18 protein-coding genes and 1 pseudogene are annotated in these 19,773 nt (G+C 59.4%); 14 read left to right on the top strand and 5 right to left on the bottom strand.

Annotation, left to right across the window (positions count from 1 at the left end):
* The 5 genes from Q8K09_RS03055 to Q8K09_RS03035 all read left to right on the top strand — a co-directional run bounded on the left by Q8K09_RS03055 (position 1) and on the right by Q8K09_RS03035 (position 4,459).
* Complete coding sequence (locus tag Q8K09_RS03055) at positions 1–684, top strand: response regulator transcription factor (RefSeq protein ID WP_305253549.1); 684 nt, start codon at positions 1–3, stop codon at positions 682–684.
* A complete protein-coding gene (locus Q8K09_RS03050) occupies positions 674–1,942 on the top strand; it encodes a HAMP domain-containing sensor histidine kinase (protein ID WP_305253548.1) in 1,269 nt (422 codons plus the stop codon). Before Q8K09_RS03055 ends, Q8K09_RS03050 begins: the two co-directional genes overlap by 11 nt.
* Positions 1,943–2,058: 116 nt before the next feature.
* Complete coding sequence (locus Q8K09_RS03045; protein ID WP_305253547.1) at positions 2,059–2,748, top strand: class I SAM-dependent methyltransferase; 690 nt, start codon at positions 2,059–2,061, stop codon at positions 2,746–2,748.
* Between the two features lies 1 nt (position 2,749).
* Positions 2,750–3,433, top strand: coding sequence for a lipopolysaccharide kinase InaA family protein (locus tag Q8K09_RS03040; protein ID WP_305253546.1), 684 nt, complete (start codon positions 2,750–2,752; stop codon positions 3,431–3,433).
* A gap of 132 nt (positions 3,434–3,565) precedes the next feature.
* Positions 3,566–4,459: a pseudouridine synthase gene (locus tag Q8K09_RS03035; RefSeq protein ID WP_305253545.1), complete on the top strand. Its 894-nt coding sequence runs from the start codon at positions 3,566–3,568 to the stop codon at positions 4,457–4,459.
* Between the two features lie 124 nt (positions 4,460–4,583).
* Here Q8K09_RS03035 and Q8K09_RS03030 read toward each other — a convergent pair whose 3' ends face one another.
* From Q8K09_RS03030 to Q8K09_RS03015, 4 genes and pseudogenes are all read right to left on the bottom strand, one after another.
* A complete protein-coding gene (locus Q8K09_RS03030; protein WP_305253544.1) occupies positions 4,584–5,165 on the bottom strand; it encodes a cob(I)yrinic acid a,c-diamide adenosyltransferase in 582 nt (193 codons plus the stop codon).
* A gap of 2 nt (positions 5,166–5,167) precedes the next feature.
* On the bottom strand, positions 5,168–7,186 hold the full coding sequence (locus tag Q8K09_RS03025) for an ATP-binding protein (RefSeq protein ID WP_305253543.1): 2,019 nt from the start codon (positions 7,184–7,186) through the stop codon (positions 5,168–5,170).
* Positions 7,187–7,235: 49 nt separating this feature from the next.
* Positions 7,236–8,162 carry a putative 2-dehydropantoate 2-reductase gene (locus Q8K09_RS03020; protein WP_305253542.1) on the bottom strand — a complete coding sequence of 309 codons (927 nt, stop codon included), beginning with the start codon at positions 8,160–8,162 and terminating at the stop codon, positions 7,236–7,238.
* Between the two features lie 15 nt (positions 8,163–8,177).
* Positions 8,178–9,197 (bottom strand): annotated as a pseudogene (locus Q8K09_RS03015) (response regulator); the annotation flags it as partial.
* Between the two features lie 151 nt (positions 9,198–9,348).
* On the opposite strand from Q8K09_RS03015, the gene Q8K09_RS03010 reads away from it, so the two are divergent.
* The gene (locus Q8K09_RS03010; RefSeq protein ID WP_305253540.1) at positions 9,349–9,828 is read left to right on the top strand and encodes a YajQ family cyclic di-GMP-binding protein; all 480 of its coding nucleotides are present in this window, start codon (positions 9,349–9,351) and stop codon (positions 9,826–9,828) included.
* Between the two features lie 106 nt (positions 9,829–9,934).
* Entirely contained in the window at positions 9,935–10,762 is an 828-nt protein-coding gene (locus Q8K09_RS03005; RefSeq protein ID WP_305253539.1) for a mechanosensitive ion channel family protein, read from the top strand.
* A 128-nt stretch (positions 10,763–10,890) separates the two neighbouring features.
* On the opposite strand, the gene Q8K09_RS03000 is transcribed toward Q8K09_RS03005, so the two are convergent.
* Positions 10,891–11,649 carry an SDR family oxidoreductase gene (locus Q8K09_RS03000; RefSeq protein ID WP_305253538.1) on the bottom strand — a complete coding sequence of 253 codons (759 nt, stop codon included), beginning with the start codon at positions 11,647–11,649 and terminating at the stop codon, positions 10,891–10,893.
* A 104-nt stretch (positions 11,650–11,753) separates the two neighbouring features.
* Here Q8K09_RS03000 and Q8K09_RS02995 point away from each other — a divergent pair, with 104 nt between their 5' ends.
* The 7 genes from Q8K09_RS02995 (at position 11,754) to Q8K09_RS02965 (ending at position 19,649) form a co-directional block, all read left to right on the top strand.
* Positions 11,754–12,560: a HugZ family protein gene (locus tag Q8K09_RS02995; RefSeq protein ID WP_305253537.1), complete on the top strand. Its 807-nt coding sequence runs from the start codon at positions 11,754–11,756 to the stop codon at positions 12,558–12,560.
* 63 nt (positions 12,561–12,623) lie between these two features.
* Positions 12,624–13,088 (top strand): FxsA family protein, encoded by a 465-nt coding sequence (locus Q8K09_RS02990; RefSeq protein WP_305253536.1) that lies wholly within the window; start codon positions 12,624–12,626, stop codon positions 13,086–13,088.
* 312 nt (positions 13,089–13,400) lie between these two features.
* Positions 13,401–13,694, top strand: coding sequence for a co-chaperone GroES (locus Q8K09_RS02985; protein WP_305253535.1), 294 nt, complete (start codon positions 13,401–13,403; stop codon positions 13,692–13,694).
* Positions 13,695–13,754: 60 nt separating this feature from the next.
* The gene (groL, locus tag Q8K09_RS02980; protein WP_305253534.1) at positions 13,755–15,398 is read left to right on the top strand and encodes a chaperonin GroEL; all 1,644 of its coding nucleotides are present in this window, start codon (positions 13,755–13,757) and stop codon (positions 15,396–15,398) included.
* Between the two features lie 1,019 nt (positions 15,399–16,417).
* On the top strand, positions 16,418–18,109 hold the full coding sequence (ltrA, locus tag Q8K09_RS02975) for a group II intron reverse transcriptase/maturase (RefSeq protein WP_305253533.1): 1,692 nt from the start codon (positions 16,418–16,420) through the stop codon (positions 18,107–18,109).
* A gap of 623 nt (positions 18,110–18,732) precedes the next feature.
* A complete protein-coding gene (locus Q8K09_RS02970) occupies positions 18,733–19,419 on the top strand; it encodes a lipopolysaccharide kinase InaA family protein (protein WP_305253532.1) in 687 nt (228 codons plus the stop codon).
* Complete coding sequence (locus Q8K09_RS02965) at positions 19,416–19,649, top strand: hypothetical protein (RefSeq protein ID WP_370869478.1); 234 nt, start codon at positions 19,416–19,418, stop codon at positions 19,647–19,649. Before Q8K09_RS02970 ends, Q8K09_RS02965 begins: the two co-directional genes overlap by 4 nt.
* The last annotated feature ends 124 nt before the right edge of the window (positions 19,650–19,773 follow it).

The raw sequence follows: 19,773 nt of genomic DNA, 5'->3' as shown, positions 1-19,773 counted from the left end.
ATGCGCATTCTTGTGGTGGAAGACAACCGGGATATTCTGGCCAATATCCTCGATTACCTGACCCTGAAGGGTTACAGCGTCGACTGTGCTCAGGATGGCCTGAGTGGGCTGCATCTGGCGGCCACAGAGCATTACGACCTGATCGTGCTGGATATCATGCTGCCGGGCATCGACGGTTATCAGTTGTGCAAGCGCCTGCGCGAGGATGCCCGGCGTGATACGCCGATCATCATGCTGACGGCGCGCGATGCCCTCGACGATCGTCTGCAGGGCCTGAATGCCGGAGCCGACGATTACCTGCTCAAGCCGTTCGCTCTGTCCGAGCTGGTGGCGCGCATCGAGGCTATCCTGCGCCGCAGCCAGGGCAGTCGTACGCGTCAACTGCATGTCGGCGAGCTGGTCTATGACCTCGATACCCTGCAGGTCCGCCGTGTTGGTCAGCTGCTGAAGCTCAACCCGCTGGGCTTGAAACTGCTGGCGGTATTGATGCAACGCAGCCCGGCGGTGGTGCGCCGCGAGGCACTTGAAGAGGCGCTGTGGGGCGATGATTGTCCGGACAGCGACAGCCTGCGCAGCCATGTCCATCAGCTGCGCCAGGTACTCGACAAGCCCTTCGCCACGCCGCTGCTGCACACTGTTCACGGTATTGGTTATCGCCTGGCGGAGTCCGCAGATGGTGTCTAAACAACCGTTGCTGAGGCGCATCGTGATCGCCTTCGTGCTGATGACTCTGGTCGTCAGCGGGGTGTTCGCGTTGAGCATCGTGGCGATTGTGCATTTTGTCGAAGAACACCTGGTGTCCCAGGAACTTGATCGTGAACTGAGCATTGTCGTCAATGAGGATCTACGCCGTGGCGAGCGCCCCAGGCTTGACTCCAGTACGCGTTTTTTTGCTTCACATCTGCCTGATTACCCGGTGCCGCAGCAGTTCGCCAAGGCGCAGAATGGGTTTTCCGAGGTGGTCGAGGGCGATCAGGCGTTCTATGTATTGAAGCGCAGTGACAACGCGCAGAGCGTTATGCTGGTGCAGGAGCAGCATGAGTTCGAGGCGCGCGAACAGGTGCTGTTCAATGTGGTGCTGGCCGGCTTTCTGCTCAGTGTGCTGGCGGCCTGGGGACTCGGCTGGCTGTTGGCGCGACGAGTAATGGCACCGGTGATCCGCCTGGCTAACCAAGTGCGTCATCGCGATCAGTTGCATGCCCTGGCGCCGGCTCTGGCCCCGGAGTACCCAGACGATGAGGTTGGTCATCTGGCGGCGGCTTTCGACAGCACGCTCGGTCAGTTACGTCATTCCCTGGAGCGTGAGCGGCTGTTTACCAGCGACGTCAGCCATGAACTGCGCACCCCGTTGATGATTATTGCCAGCTCTTGCGAGTTGCTTGCAGAGGTTTCAACGCTGGATGTGCGTCAGCGTGAACAGGTACAGCGCATCGCTCGTGCTAGCGAGGAAATGCGTGACTTGGTGCAAACCTTTCTGATCCTTGCGCGGGCCAGGCCCGAGGAGTCGAGCCAGGGTGGCAGTGCGACCCTGGCCGCCATCGCCGAGGAGCAGGGCAGTCGTTGGGCACCCTTGATGCGCGAGAAAGGTCTGCAGTTCCAGTTAATCGAGCAGGGCAGGGACGCGGCGCAGTACAACCAGACATTCCTGCGCACGGTGATCTCCAATCTGTTGCGCAATGCCTTGCACTACACCGAACAGGGCGCTGTGCGGCTGATCCTGGAAAACGGCAGCTTTCGCGTGGAAGACAGTGGCGTGGGTATTCCCCTGGATCAGCAGGAACAGATGTTCCAGCCCTTCGTGCGTGGCGCCCAGGCGCGTGGCGAAGGACTGGGGCTCGGTTTGTCCCTGGTCAAGCGCATCTGCGCGCACCAGGACTGGGCGGTGCAGGTGCGCGATCTGCCGCCGCAGGGCAGTGTGTTCGAGGTCAGCTTGCGCGGCTGATAGCGCCGCTACGTGGCGTACTGCGTATTCACGTTTTTTTCACATCTTTTTGACGGGGGCTTGATGCTCCACTGGTTAATTTGGCAGCCATGGATTCCTCAATGGAGCAGGTTGTCATGTCTAGCGCCAAACCGATCGAATTGGATTTCTCGCACAAGTACGACCGCGAGCACGCCCGTCAGTACCTGCAAAAGCATCAGGATGGCCTTGCGCGCCGGTTATCGCATTGGCGTGACGAGCAACTGGCTCGGCATGCCCTGAAGTTGGCGGGCGAGCCGAACCTGCTGCTCGATCTGCCGTGTGGCGCGGGGCGATTCTGGCCGCTGCTGGCCGAGCAGCCAAACCGTGTGATCCTCGCCGCTGACAATTCGGCGGACATGCTGGCGATTGCCATGGCTGGGCAACCGCAAGATGTCGTGGCAAGGGTCAAGGCCTTTCAGACCTCGGCCTTCGCCATCGAACTGGGCGATAACGCGGTCGACAGTATTTTTTGCATGCGCCTGCTGCATCACATCGCCGAGCCCGAGCATCGCCTGGCCATGCTGCGCGAGCTGCACCGGGTAACCCGCGATAGCCTGATTGTTTCGCTGTGGGTCGATGGCAACTACAAGGCCTGGAAGCGTCGGCGCCTTGAAGCGCGGCGTGCCGCCGAGGGGCGGGCTGGTGACAATCAGAACCGTTTCGTCATCGCCAGATCGACCATTGAGGCTGAGTTCAAACAGGTCGGCTTCAACATCCTCGGCCATCAGGATTTCCTCCCGGGGTATGCCATGTGGCGGGTCTACGTCCTGCGCAAGGGCAATTGAGATGAGCAGTCTGATTGCGTTGGCGCCGACTGAACAGGTGCCCGGCACCTTTGAACGCTGGTGGCAGACCCAGGGTGAATGGGTCGAGGCGCCCAATCAGCGGCGTGGCGGCGAAAGCGGTGTGCAGCGTCTGCAGAGCAAAGCAGGGCAGTGGTTGTACCTCAAACGCCAGACCGGGCATCTGCATCGCTCCTGGCTGCACCCCTTGGGCAGGCCCACGGTATTGCGTGAGCTGCACGCAATACAGGCGTTGCAACGGCTCGGTCTTCGCGTGCCAAAGGTGGTGTATGGTGCGGCGCGCCAACAGGCTGGCCAGTGGCGTGCGCTCTTGGTGACCGAGGCTCTGGAGGGTTTTGTCAGCCTGGATCAGTGGTACGCCAGCCAAGCGCCACAGCGCTTCGGCAGCCAACTCAATCGTTGCATGTTGCAGCAGCTGGCTGCGACGCTCAGTTGTTTGCACCGGGCCGGCTGGCAGCATGGCTGTCTGTATCCCAAACATATCTTTATCAAATCCCACGCTGCAGGCGCGTGCGCTGGGGTCGACGTGGCGCTGCTCGACCTGGAGAAAAGCCGTCGTCGGTTGTTCAGTCGCGCGGCTGCGCGGCACGACATGGCACAGCTGTTTCGCCACCGTGGCGGCATGCCGATGGCTGACTGGCAAATCTTGCTTGATGCCTACAGTTGACAGCTGCGCGGCCGCGCGATGGTCGTTTGCCGACGAGTGATCCTGGTGGCGCGTCAGTGGCCTTTGACGTCAGGCGCGCGGCTGCGGCCTAATGGGCGTTGGTTACCTTCATCATCGTCCGCTGAGCTGCTCATGTCCGTGTCTGCCCGTTCCCCTTCCAATATGCGCCCCAGCACCCTGCATCTGCCCCAGGGCGACTGGCCGACGGTGCTCGATTGCCTGTGTGCGCATTTCCCGGCGATCAGCCGCGACATATGGCTGCAGCGTATGGCGCGCGAGCGGGTGCTGGATGCAGAAGGCGCGCCGATCGGCCCGGCGCATGTTTATCGGGTCGGCTTGCGGGTGCATTACTTTCGCGAGGTGGTGGCGGAGACGCCGATCCCCTTCCTCGAGACGGTGCTGTATGTCGATGAGCACCTGCTGGTGGCTGACAAACCGCACTTTCTGCCAGTGATGCCGGCCGGTGAGTATGTTGAGCAGACACTGCAGGCGCGCCTGGCCAAGCGGCTGGGCAATGCCGACCTGGTACCGCTGCACCGTATCGACCGACATACCGCTGGGCTGGTGTTATTTTCCTGCAACCGGCAGAGCCGTGGCCTGTATCAGGCGTTGTTCCGTGAGCGGCAGATGGACAAGCGCTACGAAGCCCTGGCGCCGGCGTTACCTAGTCTGGATTTCCCCCTGCGGCGGGCCACGCGGTTGGCCGCTGGTGAGCCATTTTTCCGGATGCAGGAAGTCGCCGGCATGGCCAATACCGAGACGCGCGTCGAAGTGGCGCAGCAACTGGGCGAGCACTGGCTTTATGGGCTTTACCCGGTGACCGGGAAAAAGCATCAGTTGCGGGTGCATATGGCCGCCCTGGGCGCGCCCATCGTCAACGATCCTTTCTACCCCGAGCTCAGCGAAGGTCCTGACGCGCCCGACGACTACAGTCGGCCGCTCAAGCTGTTGGCCCAGGGCTTGGCCTTCATCGATCCGCTGACGGGCGAGCCGCGCCGTTTCGAGAGCCGGCTCAGTCTGACCTGATCTCGTGGTGCCTCGTTGAGCTCAGCGCCAACCAACGCAACCGTGTAGCCCGGATGCAATCCGGGGAGGTCCAGCGCCAGGTAAATCCCTCCCGGATTGCGCCAAGGTTTATTCGGGCTGCGGGTTAGGCTGGCTGTTTCGGCGCCGCCTGCCAGAGCACTTCATCGATACCCTGGCGCTTGGCGATCAGGCGGGCGGCGACGAACAGCAGGTCGGAAAGGCGGTTGACGTAGGCCAGGCCGACGCCACGTATGGGTTCTACCGCATTAAGGTGCTGGCAGCGGCGCTCGGCGCTACGTGCCAGGCTGCGGCAGACGTGGGCCTGGGCGATCAGGTGGGAGCCGCCCGGCAGGATGAAGTTCTGCAGTGGGCCAAGCTCCTCGTTCCAGCGGTCTATGACGACCTCCAGCCGTTCGATCTCGGGTTGTTGCAGCGCCTGGTACTCGGGCATGGCGAGTTCGCCACCGAGGTCAAACAGGCGGTGCTGGCAGGGCGTAAGCACCTCGATTATTTCACCCAGTCCTGGCCGCATGGCTTGCTGCTCGGCCAGTTCGGCCAGCAGCAGGCCAAGCTGACTGTTGAGTGTGTCCACTTCGCCCATGGCTTCCACTCGCGGGTGGTCCTTGGCTACCCGGCGGCCGTCGGCCAAGCCGGTTTCACCGGTATCACCGGTGCGCGTGTAAATCTTCGACAGTCGATAACCCATGTTCAATGACCTGTGTGAGGGATGGCTACAGTCAGTGGCAGGCGCAGGGTAAAGCAGGTGCCCTGACCTGTTTTGGACTGCACTTCCATCTGTCCTTTATGGTTGTTGGTGATGATGAAGTAGGAAACTGACAGGCCCAGTCCGGTGCCTTGGCCAACTTCCTTGGTGGTAAAAAACGGCTCGAAGATGCGTTTGCGCACCACTTCGGGCATGCCGACGCCGTTATCTTCCACTTGGATTTCCGCCCAGGGCGGTGCCAGCCGGGTGCGCAGGGTGATCTGTCCGGGCGTGCTGCCGTCTGCGCGCTGGTGAATCGCCTGGGCGGCGTTTTTCAGCAGGTTGAGCAACACCTGTTCCAGTTCGTTGGCGGTACCGGGCACCGGGCTGAGCGCCGGGTCGAATTCGCGGCGGACCAGCAGGCTTTTGAAGTCGAAGCTTTCGGTTAGATCGAAGTCGTTGCCCGCAATTTCCAGGGCTTGATCGATTACCGCGGGCAACTGGCAGGGTGCCAGTTGGCGGTTACTGCGGCGACTGAAGCTGAGCATGTGGCTGACAATTTTTGCCGCACGCGTGCCGGCCTGCTGGATGTCATCAAGCAGGCGCGGGATTTCCCGCGCCTGCAGGTAGTGGTCAACGTTCTCCAGGCTTATGCCGATACGTTCGGCCTGCGCGCGGTTTTTCTCCAGCGCTGGCGACAGACGTCGGCGAATGTTCTGCACGTTATGCAGAATCGCCCCAAGCGGGTTGTTGATCTCGTGGGCCATGCCTGCAGCCAGGCCGCCTACCGAGAGCATCTTCTCTGACTGCACCATCATTTCTTCCATATTCAGGCGCTGGGTGATGTCGTCGATGCGGATCACCACACCTCGGCCCGCGCTGCCCATCAGGGGATAGAAAGTCATGGCGTAGTGATGAACTTCTTCGTCTTTGCTCCAGGTCACGCGCTCGATCTTCGCCACCTTGTGTTGCTCGACGGTACATTTGAGCATCGGCAAAAAGGGCTTCAGCGGTGGAAAGGCGAGCTGCACCGGCTGGTTCAGGGCCTCCGTCAGGCCCGTGCCGGAGAGGGCGCTGGCCTCCTGATTCCACTGGGTGACATAGAGTTGCTCGTCGAGGGCGATCAAGGCCGAGGGCATGGAGTCGATTATGCTGTTGAGGTAGTTCTGGAAGCCGGTGAGCTTTTTCTCGATCTTGCTGCGTACCTGCACCTCCAGCTCCAGCTTGCGGTTGGAGTGGCGCGTTTCTTCAGCCAGGCGATGTGCCTGATCGAATGCGGCCTGGGCATCGTCGCGGGCGCGCTCGAGTTGCTGTTCGCGCGCTTCGATGCGCACCAGCATGGTATTGAACGCATCGGCCAGGCTGCCGATCTCGTCCCGATTGCCGCGCTTGGCCCGCAGGGCATAGTTCTCCTCGCGGGTGACCTGGCGCGACAGCTCTTCGAGCCGGCGAATCGGTTTGGTCACCAGGCGGCGGATCTGCCTTGCCACCAGCAGCCAGAGCAGCACGCTGAACGCAAGAATCGCCAGGCTGGCGGTCAGCGTGCCGGTATAGAAGGCGCTAGGTAATTCGCTGGACGCGACCAGCAGCAAGTAGCCGGGGCGTGCATCAGTTTGTGGCAGTTCAACCAGCAGGTTGGTGCGAAATTCGTTATGGCGCCAGCTGTCCAGCTGCTCTACACGCAGTGGCAACTGAAGTTTTTCCCCGCGATGCAGTTGCGCCAGGCTCACGCCATTGCTGTCATAAATCACCGCGGCGCGCAGGGGCGAGTAGTCATCCAGGCGTTGCAGCAGGGCTTGGGCGGCGCTCGCCGAGCTCAGCGCTTCCTGGCCAAGTGAGGGGCTGGCGATTAAGCGACCGAGTGTATGCAAGGCTTGCGGTGCGACGCTCTGCTGGGAAATCCAGTAGGCCGCGCTGATGAATGCCAGGTTGGCCATCAGTAATACAGCGGCCAGCAATACCAGCAGTGCGGCGAGCAGTTTGCGGCCGACTGGAAGGTTTTCGAGGCGTTGACGCAATGGCATGGGCTGATGAGTCGCAGTGACGGTAAGTTCAGGCAGGGTAACGCGCGGCTTAATGGCTGGGCAATCCGCGCGCATCAAGGTAATGCCGTAGGCGCTCGTGCAGCGCCGCCAGATGCGGTAAGACCAGGCTCTGATGCTGCGCCGTAGCGCAAGCATGACCAAGCAGGTAGGCAATTTCGGTGCGCCGACCCAGGGCGACATCCTGGTGCATCGAGGAGAAGTTTGCCGCAGTAGCCTGGATCACCTGCTGCACATCGGCATGCAGATTCGCCGCTGCAGCGGGCTGGCCACAGCGCTGCAGCAGTTGGTCAAGCTCAGCGCAGAGGGTCGCGACTTCCGTGGCATGGTCACTGAGGCCGCCATTGCGGCAATCGTAAAGCACGGTCAATGGGTTGATGGCGCAGTTCAGCGCCAGTTTGCGCCATAGCCTGCTGAGAATATCCGGGCTCCATTGATGGGGGATGTCGCTGCGCTGAAGGTCGCTTAGCCAGCTCGGCGGAGTGTCGTCTTGCGAGTCGCCGAGCCACGTATGGCCACGCCCGGCGAACACCACCCGCCATTCGCCTTCAGGCGCAGTGCCGTCGCGAAAGGCGCCTTCGGTGCTTGAGGCAAAAATACAGCGCGCCTGGGGTACTTGAGCGGCCACGGCCTCTTGGCTGCCCAAGCCGTTTTGCAGAAGTATCAGCTCGGCGCCTGGCGCCAGTCGCGGTGCGATACTGGCAATGGCTGTTTCGGCGTCGTAGGCCTTGCAGGCCAGCAGCAGGCGCTGGATGGGTGATGCGTCGTCGGTCAATTGCCCTGGCACGGCGTAGCGCCGGGCCTGATCGTGTTCGACCAGGGTCAGGCCTCCTGCGCGCTGGTAGGCGGCGAGGCGAGCCGGGTTGCGCAGGATCAGCTGCACAGCGACCCCAGCACGCGCCAGACGCGCAGCCCACAGGCAGCCCAGGCTGCCTGCGCCGAGCACATGCCAGCTCACGGCAGACACGGCCTGCTAGCGCGCAGGCGGCAGGCGCATGCCTGCTACCCGGGCACTGGCGTAAGACTCCGGCAGCAGCGTGCTCGCATGGGCGATCAGGCTCTCCGGGCTGATGGGCAAGGCTTGGGCATCGAGGCCAACCAGGCAGATGCCGGCCTTGAGGCTGATGAAACCTTCGCTGGTCTTGAACGCTTTGAGATTGAGCCCTTCATGCAGGCGTTTGAAGCTGTTCGGCGAACACTCTTGCAGACCTTCGAGCAGCGTGATCAGGGCGAAGTGGTTGTCGTCCAGGCGCACCAGCACGTCAAGCGGGCGCACCAGTTGCTGCAGGCGGCGGGCGACGCCGTGGAGCAGTTCGTTGTAGAAATCGTTGCCGTGACGCTGGCGCAGTTCGCTGGCCTCTTGCAGGCCGATCAGCAGGTAGCACAGCGCACCGCCGCGCGACTCGACCTGGCGCATGCTGTCGAGCAGCTTCTGTCGCAGGTAGCGGGCATTGCCCAGGCCGGTGAGTGTATCGACCAGATTGCGCTGTTCCAGGCTGGCGATGTTTTCCGTCAGCAGGCGATTTTCCTGGAGCAGGCGCTGCAGGGTGTTACACAGGCGGTCGGCAGCGTAGACCCGGGGCACCAGTTGCTCGTTCATCTGCGCCTTATTGATGAAGTCGTCGACACCTCGATCAAAGGCTTCACTCAATACGTTTTCACCTTCTTTGCCGGTCAGCAGCATGACGTAGGTGTAGTGATCGGTCATTTCATCCAGTTGACGAACGCGGCCAGTCAGTTCCAGGCCATCCATTTGCGGCATTAACCAGTCTGCCAACAGCACGCTGGCCGGGCGCAGTTCGAGCTGCCTGATGGCTTCTGCGGCGCTATTGGCAAAGCGTACATCCTGGTAACCGACCTGGCCCAGGGCGCGGCCGATCATGGCGCTGGAGAATTTGGCGTCGTCCACCACCAGGATACTGAGATGGGGGTTGGGCATGGGCAAGCTCGCGGGAAAAGTCGCATGGGCCCGGTACATTGCCGGGCAGTGTGTGTCGCTAGGAGCCTGCTCGATGTCACGCAGCAGTACAGGGTTAAGTCAGACAAGCGCCTATGACTATATAATGGCCGGGTTTTTCAACCGTCAACAAGCCACGCGTGTCCCGTCTGTGATCTGGGCCGCGCCGTCTATCTGGAGGAAACCTATGCCCTCGTTCGACGTGGTGTCCGAACTGGACAAACACGAAGTCACCAATGCTGTCGACAACGCCATCAAAGAACTTGAGCGTCGTTATGACCTGCGCGGCAAAGGTAGCTTCGAAATCAAAGACCTGACCGTCAACCTGACCGCCGATGCAGATTTTCAGCTGGAGCAGATGGTCGAGATTCTCAAGCTCTGCCTGGTAAAGCGCAAGATCGATGTGCAATGCCTAGAGTTCAAAGATGCCTATCCCTCGGGTAAGAGCGTCAAGCAGGAAATGACCCTGCGTGAAGGCATCGACAAGGAGCTGGCGAAGAAGATCGTTGCCCACATCAAGGACAGTAAGCTCAAGGTGCAGGCTGCGATTCAGGGCGAGCAGGTGCGCATTACCGGCAAGAAACGCGACGACCTGCAGGAAGCGATTGCTGCACTGCGCGCCAAGGACTTCGGTATGCCGCTGCAATTCGACAACTTCCGCGAGTGACGCAGCGAGCCCGTCGGGCCTGGGTTGCGCAGCAGCAATGATTGTAAAGCGACCGCCATGGCTTGCCATGGCGGTCGCGTTTTAAGCAGTGAACAAGGAGTGGTAAATGGAGATGAATGTCGAACAGCTGGTGAAGATGTCCGAGAGCTGGCTGCCAGTGGTGCTGCAATACAGTGGCCAACTGACCCTGGCGATTATCACCCTGCTGATCGGTTGGTGGTTTATCAACACGCTGACCCTCAAAGTCAGCGCGGTACTGGATCGGCGCAATGTCGACCGCGCGCTGCACAGTTTTATCGGCAGCCTGGCCAGCATGATTCTCAAGGTGCTGCTGCTGGTCAGTGTCGCCTCGATGATTGGCGTTGAAACCACCTCCTTTATCGCGGTCATCGGTGCCGCAGGCTTGGCCGTCGGCCTGGCGCTACAAGGCAGTCTGGCGAATTTTGCCGGTGGCGTGTTGATCATGCTGTTTCGGCCGTTTCGCGCGGGGGACTGGATCGAAGGGCAGGGCGTGTCGGGCAGTGTCGACAGTATCCATATCTTCCACACCACCCTGAAGACCGCAGATAACAAAGTGGTCATCGTGCCTAATGGCAGCCTGTCCAATGGCAACATCACTAACTACTCACGTGAGGCCACGCGGCGCGCTGACATCAACCTGGGCATCGATTACTCCAGTGACATCAAGAAAGCCCGCGACGTGCTGCTGAAGATCGCCGAGGACCCGCGCATTCATCGCGACCCGGCGCCGGTGGTGTTCGTCACGGGGCTGGGAGATAGCGCGGTCAACTTGTCATTGCGCGTCTGGGTGGCTACGCCGGATTTCTGGCCAGTGACCTTTGCTTTCACTGAGCAGGCCAAGGAGCAGTTGACTGAAGCCGGTATCGGCATCCCGTTCCCGCAGCGGGTCGTGCATCTGGTTCAGCCAAGCTGAGTCAGCTGCGCTAAAAGCCACCGGTTGCACCCATGAAAATGCCGCGTTCCCTTCGACAGGAATGCGGCATTTGTCTGTGCGTTGGCCTGCCCGGATTGCGCCGCGTTGCAGGCTGATGCACGCGGAGATTACATGCGCAGGCCGCCATCCAGTTCGAGGATACGGCCGGTGTAGTAGTCATTTTCCAGGATGTACGCTACCGAATGGGCGATCTCGGCCGGCTTGCCCATGCGCCGCAGTGGAATGCCTGCGGTCATTTTTTCCAGGGCTTCGGGTTTCATGCTGGCGACCATTTCGGTCTCGATGAAGCCGGGCGCGACACCCGCGACACGAATGCCGTAGCGCGCCAGTTCCTTGGCCCAGACTACGGTGTCAGCGGCAACGCCAGCCTTGGCCGCAGAGTAGTTGGCCTGGCCCATGTTGCCGGCGCGGGAGATCGAGGAGATGTTGACGATCGCGCCCTGGTTCTTCAGCTCGATCATCTTCGCCGCCACTTCGCGGGTGCAGAGGAATACGCCAGTCAGGTTGACGTCGATCACCGCTTGCCACTGAGCCAGGCTCATCTTGGTCATTTCGCCGTCTTTGACCTTGATGGTCAGGCCGTCACGCAGGATGCCTGCGTTGTTGACCAGGCCATTGATCGCGCCGAAATCTTCGGCGACCTGGGCAACCATGTGGGTCACCTGCTCCTCATTGGCCACGTTGCACAGGTAAGCGCGTGCTTCCACACCATGGGCCTTGCAGGCGGCCACAGCGTCGTCGAGTTTTTCCTGGTTGAGATCGACCAGCGCCAGTTTCACGCCTTTTTCAGCCAGGTATTCGCCCATGGCGCGGCCTAGACCCTGGCAACCGCCAGTGATGATGATAACTTTGTCTTTGAGTTGCATCGCGTATCCCCTCAAGGTGTGTCGTGTGGTCCCGCTGGCGCGCTGTAACAGCTATTCTAGGGCGCCTGTCCGTTAGTGACGGATTCTTTGCAAGGAGTCATAAGGTGAGCGTGAAAGCGGCCAAGCATGCCCGAGAATTGCTGCTCAAGGAATACCGCGGGGTGCTCTCGACCCATTCGAAGGCTATGCCGGGCTTTCCTTTCGGATCAGTGGTGCCCTACTGCCTGGACGCTCAGGGCTGGCCGTTGATCCTGATCAGCCGCATCGCCCAGCACACCCATAACCTCAAGCAGGACGCCAAGTGCTCGCTGTTTGTCGGTGAGCGTGGCGCCGAGGATGTGCAGGCGGTCGGTCGTCTGACGCTACTCGCGCAAGCACGACAATTGTGTGACCAGGCCGCAATCGACGCTGCAGCCCGGCGTTATTACCGCTATTTTCCCGAGTCGCAGAATTATCACCGCGCCCATGATTTCGATTTCTGGGTGTTGGCACCGGTACGTTGGCGTTACATCGGTGGTTTCGGCGCGATTCACTGGTTGGATCAGGTGGCGCTGGCTAACCCGTTCGCTTCGCCAGTCGATACTGCGCCAGTCGACACTGCGCCGGTTGATACTGTGGCAGCCACTGCTGCGCCAGTCGACACCGGTGAAGTCGAGCAGGGCATGATCGCGCACATGAACAGTGACCACGCCAGCGCCATCGCTCATTATGTCGCCCTGGCTGGTTTGCCGAGCCAGGTGCCGGCCGAACTGGTGGGTATCGACAGTGAAGGGTTCCACCTGCGCATCGGTCAAGGGTTGTATTGGTTGGCTTTCGCCGCATCTTGCAACACCTCCGCTGAGGTGCGTCAGGCCTTTGTCCAGCTGGTTCGTGCACAAACCTGGCCGACCGACGGTAGCGCTTCAGCTTGAATTAAGCGCAATACCCCATACTTACAGCTTATTGGAAGCCGTTCTTCCGCTAAGGAATCTTTGATGCGTGTTTTTTTGTTTTTGTTCTTGCTGTTCCCGGTCATCGAGCTAGCGCTGCTGATCCAGGTGGGCAGTGCGATTGGTGTGCTGTCCACCCTGTTGCTGGTGATAGGTACGGCGATTCTCGGCAGCATTTTGCTGCGCGTTGCCGGCGTGGCTACAGCCTGGCGCGCGCGCGAGAAGCTGGCGCGCGGCGAACTGCCCGAGCAGGAAATGCTCGAGGGCCTGCTGATTGCGGTCGGCGGCGGCCTGCTGCTGCTGCCGGGCTTCATCAGCGATATCTTCGGCGTGCTGTGCCTGATCCCCTTCACTCGCCGGTTGCTGGTGAACAAAATCCGCCTGCGCGCGGCTGAGCAAGCCATGCGCCAGCGGGCATTTGTCGATGACCTTGCAGCGCGCACCGGACAGACTCGGCCGGGTGCTGCCCAGCCGAATGTGCTGGAAGGCGAGTACGAGCGCCGCGATTGATGCAATTGCCCAAGCGCCATGCACTGCAGGTGAGCGGCTGGGCAATCGCGCCGCTCAAGGGCTTATTTTGCCCATTGGGCCTGCGCCAATACGCCGCTACAGTCGCTCATCAGCCGTAAAAAATTAATCGCTGACCCTTGAAATCCACTTGTGCGCCCTTATGTAGCGGTCACCGCAAGGTTTTCTGCTGGTTTCGGCAGAACAGACTTCCGCGTTGTACTTCGGTGCAGCGCAACCGGCTTCGCCGGACTTTGCTAACCCGCCGGTGTGAACGCCGGTCGATGTAAACAACCTATTTGGGAGAGATCGACAATGAAGCTTCGTCCTCTGCATGACCGCGTCGTAATCCGTCGCAGCGAAGAAGAAACCAAAACCGCAGGCGGCATCGTGCTGCCAGGTTCCGCTGCCGAGAAGCCGAACCAGGGCGAAATCGTCGCTGTAGGTACCGGTCGCGTGCTGGACAACGGTGAAGTGCGTGCGCTGGCCGTCAACGTTGGTGACAAAGTGGTGTTTGGTCCTTACTCCGGCAGCAATGCCATCAAGGTCGACGGCGAAGAGCTGTTGGTCATGAGCGAGAGCGAAATCCTGGCCGTTCTGGAAGCCTGATTTCCGTCTCCGCCACTGTGCATCGCGCTCCACCAAAACGAATTTTGAGGAATATCCATCATGGCTGCTAAAGAAGTTAAGTTCGGCGACTCCGCCCGTAAGAAAATGCTCGCCGGTGTAAACGTCCTGGCTGATGCCGTAAAAGCGACCCTCGGCCCGAAAGGCCGTAACGTGATCATCGAGAAGAGCTTCGGCGCTCCGACCATCACCAAGGACGGCGTATCCGTCGCCAAAGAAATCGAGCTGAAAGACCGCTTCGAAAACATGGGCGCACAGCTGGTTAAAGACGTAGCTTCGCGCGCTAACGATGACGCTGGCGATGGCACCACCACCGCTACCGTACTGGCTCAGTCGATCGTCAACGAAGGCCTGAAAGCCGTCGCTGCCGGCATGAACCCGATGGACCTGAAGCGCGGCATCGACAAGGCGACCATCGCCATCGTTGCTGAGCTGAAGAAGCAGGCCAAGCCGTGCGCTGACACTAAAGCCATCGCTCAGGTCGGTACCATTTCCGCCAACTCCGACACCTCCATCGGCGACATCATTGCCGAGGCCATGGAGAAAGTCGGTAAAGAAGGCGTGATCACCGTTGAAGAAGGCTCGGGCCTGGAAAACGAACTGTCGGTTGTAGAAGGCATGCAGTTCGACCGTGGCTACCTGTCCCCGTACTTCATCAACAAGCCGGACACCATGGTTGCCGAGCTCGACGGCCCGCTGATCCTGCTGGTTGACAAGAAAATCTCCAACATCCGCGAAATGCTGCCAGTACTGGAAGCTGTCGCCAAAGCCGGCCGTCCGCTGCTGATCGTTGCCGAAGACGTTGAAGGCGAAGCCTTGGCGACTCTGGTGGTGAACAACATGCGTGGCATCGTCAAAGTCGCTGCCGTCAAGGCACCGGGTTTCGGTGATCGTCGCAAGGCCATGCTGCAGGACATCGCCATCCTCACTGGCGGTACCGTGATTTCCGAAGAAGTTGGCCTGAGCCTGGAAAGCGCCACCCTGGAACACCTGGGTAACGCCAAGCGGGTCATCCTCAACAAGGAAAACACCACCATCATCGACGGTGCTGGCGTGCAAACCGATATCCAGGCGCGTGTTGCCCAGATTCGCAAGCAGGTTGAAGACACCTCGTCCGACTACGACAAAGAGAAGCTGCAAGAGCGTCTGGCCAAATTGGCTGGCGGTGTTGCCGTGATCAAGGTCGGCGCCGGTTCCGAAGTCGAAATGAAAGAGAAGAAAGCCCGCGTCGAAGACGCCCTGCACGCTACCCGTGCAGCCGTTGAAGAAGGCGTTGTACCTGGCGGCGGTGTTGCCCTGGTGCGTGCCCTGCAGGCCATTAGCGAACTGAAAGGTGAGAACGCCGATCAGAACGTTGGTATCGCTCTGCTGCGTCGTGCTGTTGAAGCGCCACTGCGTCAGATCGTTGCCAACTGTGGTGACGAGCCGAGCGTAGTAGTCGACAAGGTCAAGCAAGGTTCGGGTAACTACGGTTACAACGCAGCCACCGGCGAGTACGGCGACATGATCGAAATGGGCATCCTCGATCCGGCCAAAGTGACTCGTTCGGCGTTGCAGGCAGCTTCTTCGATTGCCAGCCTGATGATCACCACCGAAGCGATGATCGCCGAGATCGTCGACGACAAGCAGTCCGGCGGCGGCATGCCGGATATGGGCGGCATGGGTGGCATGGGCGGCATGATGTAGTGCGACGAGAGTCGTTGTAGGTAGCTAGCCTAGCGGGCTACATCTGGTGGTCACCAACATGGTTTGGTGACCACTTTCCCGCAGAAAATAGCACTATTAAAACCCGATCCCGGGCCTCTAAGCCCGGTTTTGGTCACCCACAAGGTGTCGAATACAGGGTAAGTGCGCCTTAAATTTGGAGCTTTACCCGCTCTCAAATTACCTGCAAGAAGCATATTCCCCAAGGGGAGTGGCTGCTTGTATGGGATCTTGTTTGATATGTGCTTGTTAGCTCTTCTACAGGGCGCAAGCTGTATCTGTCATTGTCTCTCTCGAATACCACAAGGTATTTGGGCATGAGACCTTTTGTTCAGCCAAAAGTAGCCTACGGATAGTGCGTCACTGGTAACGGTGGGGTGCGAAGCTTCCTGACAATGTAGTCCCACGATGTTTGTGGTGTGTGGTCGCCGCGAGGTGCCATGCAAATCCTGCGAGCAACACGCGGGTGCGACGCTAGGCTGGTTGGTATGGTCAACATAAGTGAACTGCTGATAAACACCGTCAACCGCATGGAGCCAAAGTTGCTGATAGGCTTTGACCAAAATGGTGCATGACTGGTTGTCTCTTTTACATCTGGAGACACGCTGACATTGAGTCATCGGTGAATAGGCAGGACCTAACCCATCCTTGTGACAGGTATGGAACTCGGTAAACCCGTATTTTCGCCACTGGCCGTCATGGCAGGGCAGGCTAACCGTAAGGAAAGCTGTTGGAAGTGCGGGCAAAGGATGTCGGAAAAAGCGAATGCCATCCTGTAATGGTATTGGATAGAGGCTATTGCCTTGGCCCGAAAGGGTGCCCACTTCCGACGGGTCTTTGATCGCGTGAAGGCATGTAAAGCCATCAAGAGTGGATGTCTGCTGGGCTGACCGGCAGCATTCATCAAATAAAAATCCCTTGCGGGGCAGTGAACTCACTCCCCCGCAGGGGGGACGTGTGTCTGCTGCCGCCAAGGGAAATTTTCTTTGGAGGAAAGCAAGATGAGTGCGTCTGAAATAGAAGTACCTGCATCCTCCCTCCCGGCCACTGGTTGGCACATGATCGACTGGGAAACCAGTCATCGACGGGTGAGAGGGCTACAGGTTCGAATCGCGAAGGCAGCCAAGAGTCAGCAGTGGCGGCAGGTGAAAGCCTTGCAGCGCATGCTGGTTCGTTCGTTTGCCGCCAAGGCGTTGGCGGTAAAGCGAGTCACTGAAAACCGGGGTCGCAGGACTCCGGGCGTCGATGGGGAAACCTGGAGCACGCCTGAAAGCAAATGGAAGTCAGTTTTTCGGTTACAGCGCAGGGGCTACCAACCCCGGCCATTGCGACGGGTGTATATCCCGAAAGCTAATGGCCAGCGCCGTCCGCTGGGAATACCGACGATGCTGGATCGAGCAATGCAGGCGTTATACCTGCTGGCCCTCGAACCGGTGTCGGAGACCACAGCTGACCGGAATTCCTACGGCTTCCGTCCTCACCGCTCCACGGCAGATGCAATTGAGCAATTGTTCATCAATCTCAGTCGTAAGCATTCTACGCAGTGGGTCATGGAGGGCGATATCAAGGGGTGTTTCGACAACATCAGTCACGACTGGCTGATCACCAACGTCCCTATGGACAAGGTGGTTTTAAGGAAGTGGCTGAAGGCGGGATATATGGAATCTGGCCGATTGAGCCCAACCGGGGCGGGAACTCCGCAAGGAGGCATTATTTCTCCCGTATTGGCCAATTTGGCGCTTGATGGACTGGAAAAGGAGCTTGAATCTCGATTCGGGCAGCGCAATACCAAAGCCAGCTACAAGACCAAGGTCAACTATGTGCGTTATGCAGATGATTTCGTCATCACTGGCATCTCGAAAGAGCTGCTGGAAAATGAGGTAAAGCCTGTCGTCGAAGCCTTTATGGCCGAGCGTGGGTTGAGTCTTGCGGTGGAGAAAACGCTGTTCACGCATGTATCGGAGGGGTTTGATTTCCTGGGTCAGAATGTTCGCAAGTACGGTGACAAGCTGCTGATAAAGCCAGCCCACAAGAACGTGAAAGCATTTTTGGCCAAGGTTAAGGCACTGGTTGAAGCGAACAAAGCGGTACCGGCCAGTCTGTTGATCGAGCGGCTCAATCCGGTTATTCGGGGTTGGTCCAACTATCATCGGCCGATTGTCGCTAAGCAGACCTTTAACTATGTGGATTACAGAATCTGGAAATTGCTATGGCGATGGTGCAGGCGGCGACATGGAAATCGCTGCAAACGTTGGGTCAAGGATAAGTACTTCAAGCGCGTGGGACCACGCAATTGGGTCTTCTCCGGACTACAGCTCAGCGGAAAACTGCTCCACTTGTTGTACGCCAGCGATACGCCAATCAAGCGGCACACCAAGATCAAGGCGGAGGCTAACCCATACGCCCCAGAGGACGAGATGTACTTCGAGCAACGGCTGGAATATGCGTGGCGAAGGTCGGATGAGGGGAAACGGAAGACGCTGACGTTATGGCTCGGCCAGAGCAAGCGATGCCCGATGTGCAAGCAGTTGATTACGTTCGAGACGGGATGGAATATTCACCATGTCATCGAACGGCACAAAGGGGGGAGCGATGCGATGGATAATTTGGTGCTGCTGCATCCTAATTGTCATCGGCAGTTACACAGTGTTGCACCGGTTCTCTCGATTGAGAGAGGGCTTACAAAGGCTTGAGCCGTATGCGGTGAAACTCGCACGTACGGTTCTTAGGGGAGGGATGGCTAGGAATGGCCATTTCTTACCCGACAGCCAGCCTGCTCCCCAGCAGTCCTTGAAAAACCCGCGCCTCGGCGCGGGTTTTTTATTGGCTGCGTAATCGTCAACTGCTGCGCCCGATGAGACGTGTTCGCAGTGCGCGCCAGCGCCGCCCTGGAGGCCGGTCTGCGCGTGTAGGTTGGCGTTGGGCGCAGCGAGGCGCGGCAGAGGCATGCCCATTAGGGTTATTCCTGCACCCCACTAACGTCGGCATAGCCTTGCAGTGGACGCAGCCTGGCGTGCCGATGTTGCTCAATGGACGGCTTGGTCGCGCTGAGCGTGATGGGTGCGGCTGTTAAACGGCATCCGTTCTTATGGCCCTGTAAATTGCTCGCTTTTATGGCCTGTAAATTGCTCTAAGTTTCGTTCTCGCTGCAACCAGCACGCCATCGATGGTTGTGCCCATGCAGCCAGGGTGCCCGGGCCCTTTGTGACGCGGCGCGGGAGGTTACCCGGCGAGCTGGTTTGTTACTGATAGTGACTTGCCAGGGCGGGTAGCTGTATGCGGTCAGGTTGAGGCGCTCGATTTACAGGCGGATGAAATGACAGTGGCGATGGCATTCGAGCAGTGGTGGCAATTGCAGGGTGAATGGGTCGAAGAACCCAATCATCGGCGCGGAGGCGAGAGCGGCGTACAGCGGTTGTGCCAAAGCGACGGCCAAGTGCTTTATGCCAAGCGTCAGGTTGGACACTTCTATCGCAGCCTGCGTTACCCGTTCGGTCGGCCCACGGTGCTGCGTGAGCGTGATGCCTTGTTGGCCCTGCCGCTACTCGGCGTAAAGGCGCCGAACCTGCTCTATTGCGACGTGCAGCGCGACGCTGCCGGGCGTTGGCGTGGTTTGCTGGTGTCTGAGGAACTTAAAGGCTTTCAGGAACTCAGTCACTGGTACGCCGAGGGCGGCCGTGAGTGTTTCAGCGCGGCGGTGAACGAGCAGTTGCTGGAGCAAGTGGCTGGCATGCTGGCGCGATTTCACCGGGCTGGCTGGCAGCATGGCTGCCTCTATCAGAAGCATCTGTTCGTGCGAGTCGAGCAGGTGGGTGAGTGCATCGAGGTTGAAACAGCCCTGCTGGACCTGGAAAAAAGCCGCCGGCGATTCAGTCCACGACGGGCTGCTCGCCATGACATGCAGCAACTAAAGCGCCATTCGTCGTGGAGTGCTGGTGATTGGGATCGATTGGTCTACTTTTATCAGCAGGCGTTTGGCAGCGCTATCAAGGGGTTGCAATGATGAAGTTAGAAATTGCTAGAGGTGTTTTTCTGATTGCGGCACTGGGCGTGGCCTCTTTGGCTGCGGCAGCCTGGCATGAGCCGGGCCCGGTGATGCTGGGTAACGCCAGTCAGGTTGAGTACTGCCCACTGCCACGTAAAATCAGTGCAGCAACGCAACAGGTTACGCCGGACAAGGATTTACTGCTGTTCATGTTCAGCTTGTCGCAGAGTCTGGCTGGACATAAATGAGCGAACGATCCGCCTGACAAACATTACTGTCGTGCCAATGCCGTGTACTTGAGCCAAGTGCACGGCATTTCTTTTCCTGACTGCTTCAGTCTGCTCTTCCTCTGGCCCGCCATGGCTTGCGCCT

It is taken from the genome of Pseudomonas sp. (genome assembly GCF_030683065.1).
Classification (GTDB): domain Bacteria; phylum Pseudomonadota; class Gammaproteobacteria; order Pseudomonadales; family Pseudomonadaceae; genus Aquipseudomonas.
This window is presented reverse-complemented; position numbering and strand designations above follow the sequence as displayed.